The following is a 14634-nucleotide window of genomic DNA, read 5'->3' as shown; positions in this document are numbered from 1 at the left end:
TCCGTCGGGTTCAAAACGGTGGATAGCGGGGATAGATGAACGGCGTCACAATCTTCTTAAGGTTTTCGTGCTGAACTCGTTTGCATGACGAAGCCACCGAGATCAAAGCCGCTCCTTCGTGATACCGAAGCTCCGCTACGGTCAAAGCCGCGTCGGAAGCGCAATCCCGCACAGCCACAGCTGCTGTTTGATCCGATGCCCGATCGCGTCGAGCCGGCGCTCGCCCAATTGAAGGCGCACCCTCCACAAGGCGACCAATGGAGCTGGGAGCTGAAATGGGATGGCTATCGCCTCGCTATCCATATCGAGCCGACAGGGGTCCGCATCCTCACGCGTGGTGGCCATGACTGGACGCACCGGTTTCCGGCGATCGAGCAGGCTGCCCGGGCGCTTGGTCCGGCAACGATGATCATTGATGGCGAGGCGGTTGCGCTTGACGATGAAGGGCGGCCGGATTTCGGGCTGCTGCAGAAATCGTTGGGTGCGTCTGGAAAGACGGCTGGCAACCGAGCTTCGGACGCCATCCTCTACGCGTTCGATCTTATTTATCTCGACGGCCATGACCTGCGCAACGTGGAGTACCGTTCGCGCCGGCATCATCTCGAGGATACGCTGAAGGGGCACGACGGCGCGATCCGCCTTTCGGAAACCATTGACGCCGATCCCGCGATCCTGCTGGAACACGTTGGCAGCCTTGGCCTCGAGGGCATCGTCGGCAAGCAATTGGATCAACCCTATCGCTCCGGCCGGACCGGCGACTGGGTCAAGATCAAGTGCGTTAAGAGCGAAGCCTTCATGGTTGTTGGCTACGAGCCATCGACGGCATCGTCCGGCGGCTTCGGCTCTCTGGTGCTTGCTGCCTATCGCGGTGACGAGCTCGTTCATGTCGGGAACGTCGGGACGGGCTTCAGGCAAGCCGAGATGAACAGGCTGCGCAAGATGCTCGACAAGCTGCGCTGGAAACGGAAGCAGCCGCCTGTTCCCTATGCCGAAAAGGCAGACATCGTTTGGGTCGAGCCGACTTTGATTGCCGAGATCGAGTTCCGGGCCTGGACGGCGGACGGCAAGCTACGCCATGCCTCCTACAAAGGCTTGCGGGAACGGCAAGACAATGCCGACGTTTACAAGCTCGACTAGCGACGCAGGCGGAACTCACCACACAACTGCATTCGGTCGCAACGGAGGAATTGCTGCCATGTGCAATCTATATCGGATGGAAGACAAGGACTGGGTCTCCAAATGGGCTCAGGACGCCGAAAGCCTGATCAACCTGATGCCAGCCTATCAGATGAACCCCGACCAAATGGGGCCGATCGTGCGCAACACGGCGGACGGCAAGAAGCAGCTTGTGCATGCGCGATGGGGATTACCGTCCCCTCGCTTCGCCTTGGAGAAAGCGGCCAAAGCCAAGGCCGAGAAGCTCGCGGCCAAGGGCAAGCCATTTGATCTCGAGGAGTTGATCCGCATGGAGGCCGACCGCGGCACGACAAACGTGCGTAAGCTCAATTTCCCGCACTGGACGCGATGGTTCGACGTCGAACACAGATGCCTTGTCCCAGTCACCAGCTTCGCCGAACCGGATCCGGCGAGCAGAGAGGAAGGCGGCAATGTGCCCAATGCCTGGTTTGCCCGCGATGACGAGAAATCGCTGATGTTTTTTGCCGGCATCCATGTGCCGCAATGGAAGAGCGTCCGGAAGGTTCGGGACGGACTCACGACCGACGATCTCTATGGTTTTCTGACCACCGATCCCAACGATCTCGTTAAGCCGATCCATGAGAAAGCGATGCCTGTCCTGCTTCTGACAAAGGAGGAGACTGACATATGGATGCGGGCACCCTGGAATGAAGCCAAGGATCTAGCCCGCCCACTACCGGAAGAGGCGCTGATTATTTCGTCGCGAGAACCGTACGGGTCCACCGTCGTGTCGAAATCGGGCGAACCGGTTGACCAAGACTGATTTGTGTAGTGTCTGATCAGGCGGCACTGGCGCCGAGAGGCGTGGCTGCTCGATGTCAAAGTTTAAGTCTTCCCGCGCTTTCCGCCACGTTTGCCCGCCAAGTCCACCAGCCGCCGAAATGTCGGACACTCCATATGTGAGGGTGCCGGGCAATCGGCGACATGACGGAGCGTATCGCGTAGCGCCGCCGTTTCCCTGATCTTTCGGTTAATTTCGTCGGCCTTCGCGTGGATAACATCACGCTGGATGTTCGGAAGTGCATTTCGACTAAACATTCCCCGCCAATCTCCCACAAGCGAAAACCCCGCCGATAGCGTCCGCCTGATCCACTGCAACGTCGCTTTCAAAACACCTCCCAATACCCGAAAGGTCGGACTGTAATTGGAGGTGGAGTCGACTCGGGCGATGCGGTGCGTCAACCAAAATAAGTTCAACCGTGAGTGCGTTCACGGTGCGATTCCGCCAGCAACGGTCAATATCGTCCCGGTAATAAATCTAGCCATTGGTGACGCGAGCCAGACCGCCGCATCTGCGATGTCTTCCGGCTCCGCTATGCGCCCCAACGGGGTGGCACGGGCAACTTTCCCGGGTCGATCTGGGTTGCCCTCACGCGCGTGGATATCTGTCGCGGTCGTGCCTACGCGGATCGCGTTCACGCGAACTCCAACGGAACCAAGCTCCTTGCCGGCACCGATCGTCAGTGTTTCCACCGCGCCTTTTGAAGCCGCATAATGCACATATTCCCCTGGACTACCAAGCGTCGCCGCGAGGGACGACATGTTGACAATCGAGCCACCCGCACCGCCACGATCGGACGCCATCCGCTCTATCGCTTCCTGGAGGCAATAAATCGTGCCAAAAAGGTTGGTCGCGAAAGTGGCTTGCAGGGCACCCTCGGTCAAACTTTCGAGCGTGGACGTTCCTCCGATGATCCCGGCATTATTAACAAGGCAGTCGATGGGGCCGAGTAATTCATCGCAAGTGCGGAAGAGATTTTTTACCGCGTTGCGATCCGAGACATCAGCGCCAACAGCGATTGCCTTCGCGCCTTCGGCCTCGCAACGCTCGGCCGTCGCAGATGCGCCTTCAGCGTCAGAGTGATAGTTCACACACACATCGTATCCTGCCCGCGCAAACGCAATTGCAGTTGCTGCACCGATCCCTTTGCTGGCACCTGTTACAAGGACGATAGATCGAGAAGGCATTTGCGAAGAATTCTCTTAAATAGCTGCTAGCTAGACAGGTCGTGGAGATCGGTAGTGATCGCCGCACCGACTGAAAACTCCGAAAACCGGACATCCAGTCCGCCACGCTCAGGCGTACATGCAGTCAACCCAACGAAATAATGGGAAACTTTAGGAAACGGAGCAAGCCGCAGCAACGGCCAAATGCTCCCATTGGAGGATGCCTGAATACGCATCGTGCCTTCCTTCAATGTGATCCGGATATAGAAATCTTCAAGTTCCTTGAAGGGCTGGGACACTGACCAGTCGGATTTTCCATCGGTGATGACTGTGCTGAGAAACCGTTCGCCATCTGTAAACTCAACGCCTGACTTCACCCATCGATTTTCATCAATGCGCACCATAAGACCGGCCTGATCGTAGAGCGACCGGAATTCGCCTTGGACGCGGACACTCGCTGTGAAACCATCCACGACCGTTACGCCTAGGAAATGGCCACTGTCGCGCGTGAAGCCGTAATGCGTTTCACGCCAGAAGTCAGTGTTTGCTTCGGTGGTTAAAGAGAGACCCGTCTCGGTGGCTTCCCACACTACAGGTTTATTCAGCCACTCAGCTTCTTTGAGATTAACGTCCACGGCACTGTCTCCGGAATTGCCCTTGCATCACTGCTGGTGGGGCTATTGCCCGACTCAACGGATACCCGTGATCATAAACCTGGTAAAGTGAGTGTTGTCCTGCTGCCAGTTTCGTGGACACCAAGTTAAGGTGCTTCCTACGAAACTGGAGTGCATAAATGCAACGAAGGAAGTCCAGCCGCGAGTACAAGCTTGAGGCAGTGAAGTTCGTTAGGGAGCGTGAGGCCACACCGTCACCGAAGCGCTCGGCAAAAATCTTTCGATGGCAGTTGGTAGCACTATAGACAAAGCGCCTGACGGTCAGATGCAATTCGATCCGTCGAGCCATACACGGCAGATCACCGATCACCGGAGGGAAACGGTCCCGCAGTGGGGACATATGGAGTCCGTTGACCCGGCGGACGCAGTGACAACGATCGCGTCGGTGGCATCATGCACCGATTCAACGTTCAAACCGGCCGGGATCAGGTCGGAAGTCGAAACTGGGCTCGCATGGCGCTGATTCTCCTTCGAAAATCACACCAATTGAATCCGAAACATCATCGAGAATGAGTCAGTGCCCAAAAAGATCCCGCGGCCATAGTCGCGACGCGCTGCGTGAAGGACAATGTATTGCGAAGATTGCCAGACATGTTCGTCACCCCTCTGGCATAAACTATGCCACGCAAACGATTTCCGATTGCGTGGCATAGTCCTTGATTGGCGGCGGGGATATCCCCCGCCGATGCTCATGTCGTTGACCGATCGCCGATCAAAACTCCTGCCAGTCGTCCTTTGACGTATCGACAGCAGCGTTACCAGAGAATGCGGATGCAATCTTGCGGCCAAGCGCGCGTACGGGGGATGCCACGTATCTGTCGTTGCCGCCGGCATTGCGAACCGGAGCGGGCTGGCTCTTCTGCTGATAGGCGGTACCGGCGAGCTTGAACTGCGCGAGAAGCTGGTTGAGCGAAGCGACCTCCTTGGCCAGATTGTGGCTGGCAGCGTTGGTCTCTTCCACCATGGCAGCATTTTTCTGCGTGTCCTGGTCCATCTGGTTGACCGCGGTATTGATCTGCTGGAGGCCGGAGGATTGCTCCTGCGCGGATTCCACGATGGAGACGACGTGCCGGTTGATTTCCTGCACTTCCGATACGATCGTCGCCAGTGCCTTGCCCGTGTCGCCCACCAGCTGAACGCCCTGCTGCACCTGATCGTTCGAGGTGGTGATCAGCGCCTTGATTTCCTTAGCCGCATTGGCGGAGCGTTGCGCCAGTTCGCGCACTTCCTGCGCGACAACGGCAAAGCCCTTGCCCGCCTCGCCCGCACGCGCAGCTTCCACGCCGGCATTGAGCGCCAGAAGGTTGGTCTGGAAGGCGATTTCGTCGATCACGCCGATGATGTTGCTGATCTCGTTGGCGGATTTGGAGATCTGCTCCATGGCGACCACGGCGCGACGTACCACCTCGCCGGATTGTTCGGCACCTGCCTTGGCGCGGCTGACGATCAGGCCGGCCTCCTGCGCTCGCTTGGTGGAATCCTTCACTGTCGTGGTGATCTCTTCCAGAGCGGCAGCGGTTTCTTCCACGGCTGCGGCCTGCTGTTCGGTACGCTTGGCCAGATCGTCGGCGGCCGATTTGATCTCGTTTGCGCCCGCGCCGATGCCACCAGCATTCTGCGCAACCCGGGTCAATGCCGATTGCAGCTTTTCGGCGGACATGTTGAAGTCGTTACGAACGCCGTCGAGTGTCGCCGTGAACGGCTGGCCGATGCGGTAGGACACATCGCCATCCGAAAGCTTCGAAAGACCGGTTGCAAGATTGTCGACGGCAAATTTGACGTCGGCAGCTTCCTTGGCCTTCTGCTGCTCGCGCGCGATGCGTTCCTTTTCCGAAAGGCTGCGATTGGCTTCGGTTTCCTGTTCGAGACGAATGCGCTCGATCGCACTCTCGCGGAACACCTGAACAGCAACCGCCATCTGGCCGACTTCATCCTTGCGGTCCATGCCATCGATCTCGGCTGCCGTATCGCCGCCTGCCAGCGACACCATGCGCTCCCGCAGCCGGGCAATCGGCGTTGTGATGCCACGTGAGGCCACGAAAAGTGCGAGAATGATGCCGGTTGCAAAGCTGATGCCAACCACAACAAGCGAGGTCAGGATCGTGGAATTCGTCTGATCCGTCAGATCGTCGCTGCCTGTTGCAACACCCTTGGCAAGCTTGTCCAGCAAAGAGCCTATTTCGTTTCCGGCCGCGCGAATTTGCCCATCAGCCTTCAGGAGTTCCGCCGCGGACTCCTGATTACGATTAGCGGAGCCAAGCTCGACGGCCTTATCAGTGGTTGCGATGATGCTCTGAGATTGTTTGAGCAGTTTGTCGATTGTGGCCGTCTCTTCCGGGAATATGGCCTTGACGTTGTTCAATCGCGAGATCAGTTCGCCTTTGTCGGTATTATACTCGCCTTTGGCGATGGCGAAATCCGGTATGGAGGTGTCGTATGCCATTACCTGATAAGCACCGTAAGCCACCGCCTGAAGATTGCGGTTGGCGCGAGAAAGCTCGACAAGCGCGGCATTATCGCCGGCAATGAACTCTGAATAGAGCGTGTCCGCGTTTTTGTAACGGGCGGACATATATACTGTTGCACCCAGACCGATGATGCAGAGCGGTAAAATGAGCGACAGAATTTTGGTGCGGATACTGGCATTCTGGAGAAATGACACGGATAACCTCAGGGCATGAATACCGCTCCTTCCCCGTGCCGGAGGTGTTCGGCAAGACTGACATTGCACGTCGCGTAACCTCGATCATCAAGGCTTCGGTAGCCGCATCATCGGCTCTGATCGCAACTGCATCATGCATGCGCCGAAAAACGCCGGCCTGCCCCCTTCAAATACGGGCAGGTCACCATTCCGCGGGCGAAACGACAGCCCCGCCAACAGGCGGAAACGCCGGGCCGCATTTCGCAAAACACGGACTAGAACCAATTGTTCCACGGCCGTGCTTCGCTGGTTTTCTTGCGATTAGTTATAGTTAAATACTTTACAATTTCTTCATGCCCAAACGGGCGCAGGAGATACCAATATCTGAAAGATCAGCGTGCGATTAGCCATCCCACCCCGGATAAGCCCGACCTGTGGGATGGTGATGCAGGCCACATTCACATATGGGCAGCGCAAGGCTTAAAGAAACCTGCGAACAAGGGCTGTACGGCGGTTACGAGTGTACGCTTCGATGAAGCTGCAGGCCCGCTCGTTTCAAACTGTCCAGCGAATGCTGCGCCATCGCGTGTCGTCAAGGACGTCGCCGCTGAATGCATCAACTCTTTGAAATCGTCCAGGCCCACGTCATCGGCGCGCATGACTGAACGGATCAGTGGATCTGCGAAAATCTCGGCGAGCGTCATCTCGTCTATCGTCTGTCTCATCTCAGTCTCCTTTCGATAATTCCTAAGCTGTGAAAGCGGGCGATTGCTTGACGGGCTCGCGCCAAGGTGTTACCGGTAAGTAACTTTTGTGATAGTTACCGATCGGTAACACGCATGTCAACACCGCTTGAGGGTAAAAAATAAACTCATGAAATCCGAGACATCTGATCGTGCTTCTGAGCAGAAAATCGCACCTCGTGACCGGATTGTGTCAACGGCCTGCCAACTGTTTCGTGAACATGGGATACGCGGCATCGGTGTTGATGCCATTGCCGAAGCCGCCTCAACCAACAAGATGACCTTATACCGACATTTTGGTTCCAAGGACGATCTTGTGTGTGAAGCGCTCAAGCACAGTTCTCGAACGCTCGATAAAGCCTGGGAAGATCTCGAAAAAGAGAACCCGGGCGACCCGAGGGCTCAGCTCACGGCATGGGTTAAAGCGCGCGCACAATGTCTTTCCAGCGAACCCTATGGATGCGATTTGGCCAATGCTGCGGTAGAGTTGAAAGAGCAAGGGCACCCTGCACATGCGATAATAGAAACATTGAAGATGGAACAGCATTCCCGGCTTGCCGATCTTTGTCGTTCGACAGGTGTAAGCGATCCTGAACTTTTGGCTGATACGCTATCCATGCTGTTAGAGGGAGCACGCGTCAGCAAACTTGCCGTCGGCAAAGAAGGTCCGTCGATGCGGTTTACGCGTGCGTGTGAAGCGGCGATGGTCTCGTTTGGTCTAGGTGCACAGGCTTCTGCCTGATCCTGGTGGTGCAAGAAGGAAGTGCTACTGAAGGCAGTGTCACGTTAACAGGGCGTCGAATAAGGCTACATGACCAGACTTGCCCGTGATCCTCTTTATCGTCGCCACCGATTTCCACCTGACGTGATTGCCCATACCGTTTAGCTCTATGTCCGGTTTCCGCTCAGTCTGCGAATGGCCGAGGATGTGCTGGCAGCTCGTGGGGTCATCGTCTCTCGTCAGACCGTGAGACTTTGGGCTGAGAAATTCGACAGGCACTTTGCCAATGAAATCCGGAAGCGATCGATCGGCAAGCTCGGCGACAAATGGCTGTTGGTTATCGCACGAATATGATCCATTCTTCCATTTCGAAAAGATCCACTCTCACTTCGGAAAGAAGTTTTCGGTCAATACCATAGAAGCAATGTGTTGTTACAATGCCAAATGAAAAACTGGCTTAAACCCAGCTGAAAACCGACAGGCCGGGGTCAATCGCGGAGACCTTCTTCAACGTGAAGGCGTCTATGGCGCTCAGACTTACGGGGACAGTAACATCCTCGGCCTTGAGGTCGCTGGGAGAAGTGACAGCCGTCGGAAACGAAGTAACCGGCCTTGCCGTCGGCGACCGTGTCATGGGGATTGTCGGCGGCGGGATGGCGGCTACCATTCCGACCAGAATGTCCTTCATCGAGGCGGCCGCAGTCATGGAGAGCTTCGTCACGGGCTGGGAGGCTCTTGCACATCTCGGACGAACCGAAAAAAAGCGAGACCGTTCTCATTCATGCTGCTGCAGGCGGCATCGGATCGGCGGCAGTCCAGCCCGCCAAAGCGGCTGGAGCAACCTAGCTAGCCACCGCTTTGGCGGGCAACATCGGGAACGTGCTTTCGCAGGGCGCCGAAGCTGTGTTCGATTATCAGCGGTCGGACTTCGAGGCGGAGGTCGTCGATGCGACGGCATCCTGTGGGGTCGATCTGATCATCGACTTTGTCAGCGGGTCCTACCTCGTCCGCAACATTCGTAGTCTTGCTCCTGGTGGTCGGCTTGTCCAAGTGGGCCTGTTGGGGCGAGATAAGAACGCCATCATTCCGCTCGGAACTGTCCTTCACAATCACTTACAATTGCTGGGCACGGCCATGAAATCCAGATCTCGCTCAGAAATGAGAGCTATGATCCGCCGGTTCAGGGACGATGTGCTGCCAATGATGGGCAAAGAACTTCAGCCCGTTGTCGGGGCACTGTATCCACTCTCAGCTACATCGGATGCCGATCGCCGGATGGAAGCCGGCGGAGTGTTCGGCAAGATCGTTCTTGACGATTTTCATGGGTGATGCCGGATACGCGGGGAGCTCTTGGACTGAGTGGAACTCGCGAATTGCATCGCGATAAGCCAAAAGATTGACCGCCGGTGAGTTTTGCCCAGCAGACTTTTGCACGAGGAAAGATGCCGGAGTGGTGGAGAGGGCCGCTGTGAACGGCCCTACCCCTGGAGCGCTGAATTTATAGCACCCAGCCTCCGTCGATTGTCAGGCTCGATCCTGTCATGAAAGACGTGTCGGGACCCGTTAGATAGGCCACCATTCCCGCAATTTCCTTGGGGTCGGCAACGCGCTTCAAGGGGCTGCGGTCAGACAACATCTCAATGGCGCCGGCGTTCATGTCAGTGTCCGTTGGACCAGGTTGGATGTTGTTGACGGTGATGCGCCGCGGAGCCAGATCAAGGGCCAAGCCTTTCACCATCGCTGCGACCGCAGCCTTGGAGAATTGGTAGACGCTTGCTCCCGCCATTCCAGTCCGTTCCGCCGTGTTCGACCCGATCGTTATGACGCGGCCGCCATCCTTCATGTGCGGCACTGCGGACTGGATGGACAAGAAAACGCCGCGGATGTTGATGTCGATCATTAGATCGAGCTCTTCGAGAGTGACAGCATCCACCCTGTCGAGCCGCAAAATCCCTGCATTGACGACGACGGCGTCGATTGGCCCGAAGATGTCGACAGTCTTTGCCACCGCGCCACGAATGGCGGCAGCATCTGCGCTATTGGCCTGGATGGCCACCGCGCCGCGCCCACTCTTCTCGATCTCGTTCACGAGCGCCTTTGCGCTGTCCGGTCGCGAAACATATGTGAAGGCGACATCGTAGCCGTCTTTTGAAAGTCTTTCGACCGCAGCGGCGCCGATACCACGGGCACCTCCAAATACGAGGGCGGTCTTTCGTTCTTCGATTGTCATGGGATTCTCCTTTTATTGACAGATCAGTCCATAATTGAGCAAATGAAAAGCCTCCTTGTTGCGGAGGCCGCGTTATGGTTTTAGACGCTGTGTTGCAAATCGTGCCATCGCCTTCAGATCGAGAGCTTTTGCGCCGCCACGCGCAGCCACCTGCAGGCCGGTCATCGTCATCTGAATGAACGCGGTAGTTTCTTCAGCGTCGAGAGCGGGATTGATTTCCCCCGAACGCTGGCCCTCCAACACTCTCTCCAATATGCGTCGACCTAACGCCGCACTGGCAGAGTTGCGGCGCGAATTAAGGTCCGGGTCTGTCACGCCAAACTCGCCGACTGATCCAACCCCCATGCATCCCAGCGCCCGCTCGCAATCGTCTTCCGACACAAGACCGGAAAGCAGGTCTTCGATGCCTTTTATAGGCGATGTCGGGCCGCTCAACCTCATGACATGCCCAGTGTTTGTCCGCTGCTGATAGGTATCCAGCGCTTCCAGATAAAGAGTACGTTTGTCGCCAAAGGCGCCGTAGAGGCTTTGTCTGCCGATGCCCATCGCCACACGCAGATCATCGGTAGAGGTCGCGGCAAATCCCTTTGCCCAGAACACCCTCAGGGCTTTCTCCAACGCTGCGTCGCGGTCAAATTCTCTCGGTCTTGCCATTCGGACGACGTACCAATTATTGATTGATCAGTCAATAATTAAATTCCCACCTTGCGGCGGAAATATTCCGGGGCAAGTGCAACATGTTCGGGCGTCGATGAGAGTGCGAGCTTCCTGACTGTGGCAAGCCCCGGCCGCCGGAGCGCGGTTTTCTGTCATATTCCGAATTTTGAACGGTCTATGTGATCCCGGATTGACATCGAAGTTAATCGTGGATATTTTATATCCACGATTAGGAGATGCACCATGAAACTGAGCGAAGGCGTCGAGCAGGCCATTCACTGCACGGCATTCCTGGCGGGGCTGTCCGAAGACGGCGTCCTGTCGGCGGCAGCACTGGCAGAACTCCACGGCGTATCGACGAGCTACCTCCTCAAGCATCTGCAGGCGCTTTCCGGCGCCGGGATCGTCGCAACGACGCCGGGTCCGAAGGGTGGATATCGGCTGGCCAAGGCGCCAAAGGACATCACGATGCTCGACATCGTCCTCGCGGTCGAAGGACCAGCGCCCGCCTTCCGGTGCGCCGAGATCCGCCAGCGCGGGCCGAATCCACTTCCGGCGCGCTACTTCACTAAGCCCTGCCAAATCAACGCCGCGATGCTGAAAGCCGAGAAGGCCTATCGCGCAGAACTCGCCAAGGTGTCCGTCGCGGACCTTCTGGCGGACCTTGGTGCAGCCGACGACGGTGGTATCGCCGCCCGGGGGTGCGCCTTCCTTGAACTCCACGAACGCAAGACGGGCAATCGCGCCTCGTCATAGGAGAAAGCACCATGACCAAGATGAAGAAGGTCGTCGTCATCGGCGGCACGGGCCTGATCGGCTCGAAGGCAGTGAAGCTGCTACAGGACGCCGGCCACGAAGCCGTCGTCGCAAGCTCCCGCAACGGGATTAATGCCTACACGGGCGAAGGACTGGCCGAGGCGCTTGCGGGCGCCGACGCCGTCATCGACGTGTCGAACATGATGTCTTTCGATAAGGCCGTCATAACCGACTTCTTCGACAAGTCGAGCCGAAACCTGACACGTGCCGAACAAGCCGCGGGCGTGCGCCATCACGTCGTCCTCTCGATCGTCAACGCGGACCGCCTCGCCGCGAACCCATACATGGCCGGCAAACTCGCCCAAGAAGACGCCGTCGCAGCATCGGGCCAGGCCTACACCATTGTGCGCGCGACACAGTTCCACGAATTCACGGAGACACTGGTGGGCGCCTACTCGGCCGACGGCGCGGTGAAAGTGCCGGATATCGACTTCCAGCCGATCGCGGCCGACGACGTCGCCGCTGCTTTGGTGGAAGCCGCGCTCGGGGAGCCGAAGAACGCATCCGTCGATCTTGCCGGGCCCGAACGGGCACCGTTCGAATCCTTCATCCGGACCTATCTCGATGCCAAGAGCGACGCTCGTCCGGTCAACGCCGACGCCGCCGTCGACTACTTCGGCGCTTCCGTTGTCGCCGGCTCGCTGGTTCCCGGCGGAGACTACATCAAGGGTGCGATCACGATCGCCGAGTGGCTCAGAACATAGGAGGGAAACAATCATGAAGACCATCCTCCATGCCGCTTCAGCCCTTGCGGTCTCTCTGGCCACAGCTTCCGCTCATGACGTCGCCAAGCCTGGACTTGCATATGATACGAAGGACGCGAAGGTGACGCTGGTTTACGAGCATCCCCTCCCGGACGTTCCCCGAAAGAGCGTGAAGGGCGTCCTCGTCGAGTACGGCCCCGGCGGCTACAGTTCCGCTCACACGCATGCAAAATCCGCCTTGATCTATGCGACGGTTCTCGAAGGCGCCATCCAAAGCGCCGTGAACGGTGGCGAGACGAAGACCTTCATCGCCGGGCAGAACTTCACCGAGCTGCCGGGCGACCGCCACGACGTCAGCGCCAACGCCAGCAAGACCGAGCCGGCGAAGCTGCTTGCCGTCTTCGTCGTCGATACCGATGACACCGCCCTGACGACACCGCGAAAGCCGTAGCGCTACCTACCAGACCTACCCCCTCACCTAGCACAAGCAACGACGGTTTCTCCGGCGAACGGAGAACCGTGTCCACGAGAAAGGAAAACAATATGTCCCGCATGAACTGGTCCGAAGTCGCCCCCGAGGGGGCCAAGGCGCTCTTCGGCGTCCATCACTACGTCACCAAGAAAACGAACTTGCCTGAGGAGCTGATTCATCTCGTCTTCCTGCGCGTGTCGCAGATCAACGGCTGCGCCCATTGCATCGACATGCATAGTCGCGATCTGCGCAAGACGATGTCCGTCGATAAGATCACGCTTGTTCCTGTCTGGGATGAGGTGCCTCACCTGTTTAGCGACCAAGAACGAGCAGCACTGGCCTGGGCTGAAGAAGTCACGAATGTCAGCCAGACCCACGCCTCGGACGAGGCCTATGCCGCCGCAGCCGCAGCTTTCGAACCGAAGGACCTCGTCGATCTGACGATCACGATCGCTGCGATGAACGCGTTCAATCGTCTCGGAGCGCCATTCCGGCTTCCGGTTGCAGCCAAGGCGTGATCGCGCTAACAGTGCAACCGCATAGGCACCTCCCTGCCGGGCCGTCGAGGTCCGACAGGGTGTTTCGACCTGCAGATGCGACCATCCCGGTCGCCATCTCCCAGACACGGAAGGCATTATCCGGATCGAACACTTCAGAGTGTTTATGAAGGTGAGCCGCTGTTCTACTCCTGCGTGAAACCGACTGACCACGATGTAGCAGGCCTTCGACTGCCCGAAGGCCTCGCCTGACAACACCGCAAATCACTCGTGTGCCGATATGCGCTCAGCCTCGACGATCACGTACTGACAAGCCCGTTAAATGCTCAGAAATCAGCCAGAGCCGTTCAGCAGCCCGTGGATCCATGGCCCAAGGCGCCACACCTCTGGTCCCATCCGTCTCCGCCTGCGGCAGGGCGACTTCGCAATCTTCGCAGTAGACGCCACCAATCCCGTTGAGTTCGGGTCGCGTTGCTGCCCAGACGCTTGTTGCTGCCCCTTGTTCCGGCGTCTTGAGATCGCGCGATGGATCGACTCGACGATTGCCATTCTCGTCGTAGACATCAAAAGAGTTGATCTCGTCTTCGGTAAGATGGCGGGCGAGATCGGTCAGGATGATGCCCGGGTGCAAGGAAAATGACCGTATGCCATGCCCTGCTCCAAGCCGATCAAGTTCAAGCGCAAACAGAGCATTTGCCGTCTTCGCCTGGCCATAGGCCTGCCACTTGTCATAAGGGCGAGCCTTGAAATCAATGTCGTCGAAATCGACTGGACCGATTTGATGGCCGCGCGATGACACAGAGACCACCCGCGCGTTGCCAGCCTTGACCAGCGCAGGCCACAGGCCTGCAACCAATCGGAAATGGCCGAGATGATTGGTGGCAAACTGGCTCTCGTGCCCAGCCTGATCCCGGGCAAGCGGCGTCGCCATGATGCCGGCGCTGTTGACCAGGATTGAGATGGGCATGCCCGCCGCAACGATCCTGTCAACAAAGGCGGCAACCGATGCGGGATCCGCAAGATCCATCGCTTCGATAACAACATTGTCGATACCGGCAAGTGTGCGTTCGGCCTTTTCGCGACTGCGAGCCGGTACGATGACACGAGCGCCGGCACCAGCGAGCGCCCGCGTCGTCTCGACGCCGAGACCGGAATAGCCGCCGGTGACAATCACCGTCTTGCCGGAAAGGTCGATACCCTCGGTGACCTCGCGTGCCGTGCTGGATGCGCTGAAACGAGATCCAATAGGTTTCTGTTCGGACATGTTGTTACTCCTTCATTTGTGGCTCTGGTGTCCGTCCCCTATATCGGGTAGCTTCTCGGAGTCCCCAGCCT

Annotated in this window: 16 protein-coding genes and 1 pseudogene; 9 read left to right on the top strand and 8 right to left on the bottom strand. The window is 57.7% G+C overall.

Annotation, left to right across the window (positions count from 1 at the left end):
* Nucleotides 1-84 precede the first annotated feature (84 nt).
* Together ligD and QE432_RS24175 are read left to right on the top strand one after the other, a co-directional pair.
* The gene (ligD, locus tag QE432_RS24180; RefSeq protein WP_112155438.1) at nucleotides 85-1137 is read left to right on the top strand and encodes a non-homologous end-joining DNA ligase; all 1053 of its coding nucleotides are present in this window, start codon (nucleotides 85-87) and stop codon (nucleotides 1135-1137) included.
* Between the two features lie 58 nt (nucleotides 1138-1195).
* Nucleotides 1196-1960, top strand: a complete 765-nt coding sequence (locus tag QE432_RS24175; protein ID WP_112155439.1) for an SOS response-associated peptidase family protein — start codon at nucleotides 1196-1198, stop codon at nucleotides 1958-1960.
* Nucleotides 1961-2406: 446 nt separating this feature from the next.
* Here QE432_RS24175 and QE432_RS24170 read toward each other — a convergent pair whose 3' ends face one another.
* From QE432_RS24170 to QE432_RS24155, 4 genes are all read right to left on the bottom strand, one after another.
* The gene (locus QE432_RS24170) at nucleotides 2407-3165 is read right to left on the bottom strand and encodes an SDR family oxidoreductase (protein WP_060642160.1); all 759 of its coding nucleotides are present in this window, start codon (nucleotides 3163-3165) and stop codon (nucleotides 2407-2409) included.
* 26 nt (nucleotides 3166-3191) lie between these two features.
* On the bottom strand, nucleotides 3192-3779 hold the full coding sequence (locus tag QE432_RS24165; protein ID WP_025591391.1) for a DUF1349 domain-containing protein: 588 nt from the start codon (nucleotides 3777-3779) through the stop codon (nucleotides 3192-3194).
* A 751-nt stretch (nucleotides 3780-4530) separates the two neighbouring features.
* Nucleotides 4531-6480, bottom strand: coding sequence for a methyl-accepting chemotaxis protein (locus QE432_RS24160; protein ID WP_306627169.1), 1950 nt, complete (start codon nucleotides 6478-6480; stop codon nucleotides 4531-4533).
* Nucleotides 6481-6917: 437 nt separating this feature from the next.
* The gene (locus tag QE432_RS24155; protein ID WP_060642264.1) at nucleotides 6918-7184 is read right to left on the bottom strand and encodes a hypothetical protein; all 267 of its coding nucleotides are present in this window, start codon (nucleotides 7182-7184) and stop codon (nucleotides 6918-6920) included.
* Between the two features lie 148 nt (nucleotides 7185-7332).
* Here QE432_RS24155 and QE432_RS24150 point away from each other — a divergent pair, with 148 nt between their 5' ends.
* Nucleotides 7333-7944, top strand: a complete 612-nt coding sequence (locus QE432_RS24150; protein ID WP_080802590.1) for a TetR/AcrR family transcriptional regulator — start codon at nucleotides 7333-7335, stop codon at nucleotides 7942-7944.
* A gap of 69 nt (nucleotides 7945-8013) precedes the next feature.
* A pseudogene (locus QE432_RS24145) lies at nucleotides 8014-8259 on the top strand (IS6 family transposase); the annotation flags it as partial.
* Between the two features lie 121 nt (nucleotides 8260-8380).
* On the opposite strand, the gene QE432_RS24140 reads toward QE432_RS24145, so the two are convergent.
* Complete coding sequence (locus QE432_RS24140) at nucleotides 8381-8629, bottom strand: hypothetical protein (protein WP_111790966.1); 249 nt, start codon at nucleotides 8627-8629, stop codon at nucleotides 8381-8383.
* A 152-nt stretch (nucleotides 8630-8781) separates the two neighbouring features.
* Here QE432_RS24140 and QE432_RS24135 point away from each other — a divergent pair, with 152 nt between their 5' ends.
* A complete protein-coding gene (locus QE432_RS24135) occupies nucleotides 8782-9252 on the top strand; it encodes a zinc-binding dehydrogenase (protein WP_233283734.1) in 471 nt (156 codons plus the stop codon).
* Nucleotides 9253-9421: 169 nt separating this feature from the next.
* Here the strand turns inward: QE432_RS24135 and QE432_RS24130 are convergent, their stop codons facing one another.
* Together QE432_RS24130 and QE432_RS24125 are read right to left on the bottom strand one after the other, a co-directional pair.
* Entirely contained in the window at nucleotides 9422-10153 is a 732-nt protein-coding gene (locus tag QE432_RS24130; protein ID WP_306627166.1) for an SDR family NAD(P)-dependent oxidoreductase, read from the bottom strand.
* A gap of 72 nt (nucleotides 10154-10225) precedes the next feature.
* Nucleotides 10226-10771 (bottom strand): TetR/AcrR family transcriptional regulator, encoded by a 546-nt coding sequence (locus QE432_RS24125; RefSeq protein ID WP_306627165.1) that lies wholly within the window; start codon nucleotides 10769-10771, stop codon nucleotides 10226-10228.
* 282 nt (nucleotides 10772-11053) lie between these two features.
* Between QE432_RS24125 and QE432_RS24120 the strand changes: the two genes are divergently transcribed.
* From QE432_RS24120 to QE432_RS24105, 4 genes are all read left to right on the top strand, one after another.
* A complete protein-coding gene (locus QE432_RS24120) occupies nucleotides 11054-11566 on the top strand; it encodes an RrF2 family transcriptional regulator (protein WP_019565668.1) in 513 nt (170 codons plus the stop codon).
* 11 nt (nucleotides 11567-11577) lie between these two features.
* Nucleotides 11578-12330, top strand: coding sequence for an SDR family oxidoreductase (locus QE432_RS24115; RefSeq protein ID WP_111799498.1), 753 nt, complete (start codon nucleotides 11578-11580; stop codon nucleotides 12328-12330).
* Nucleotides 12331-12343: 13 nt separating this feature from the next.
* Entirely contained in the window at nucleotides 12344-12781 is a 438-nt protein-coding gene (locus tag QE432_RS24110) for a cupin domain-containing protein (RefSeq protein ID WP_111799497.1), read from the top strand.
* A 92-nt stretch (nucleotides 12782-12873) separates the two neighbouring features.
* A complete protein-coding gene (locus QE432_RS24105) occupies nucleotides 12874-13320 on the top strand; it encodes a carboxymuconolactone decarboxylase family protein (protein ID WP_003517456.1) in 447 nt (148 codons plus the stop codon).
* Nucleotides 13321-13585: 265 nt separating this feature from the next.
* Here QE432_RS24105 and QE432_RS24100 read toward each other — a convergent pair whose 3' ends face one another.
* Nucleotides 13586-14563: an oxidoreductase gene (locus QE432_RS24100; RefSeq protein ID WP_112154586.1), complete on the bottom strand. Its 978-nt coding sequence runs from the start codon at nucleotides 14561-14563 to the stop codon at nucleotides 13586-13588.
* Between the last annotated feature and the right edge of the window lie 71 nt (nucleotides 14564-14634).

The sequence above is a fragment of the Agrobacterium sp. SORGH_AS_0745 genome, from assembly GCF_030818995.1.
GTDB classification, from domain to species: Bacteria; Pseudomonadota; Alphaproteobacteria; order Rhizobiales; family Rhizobiaceae; genus Agrobacterium; species Agrobacterium tumefaciens.
The sequence above is the reverse complement of the archived record's forward strand: the minus strand, read 5'-3'. Positions and strand labels throughout refer to the sequence as shown.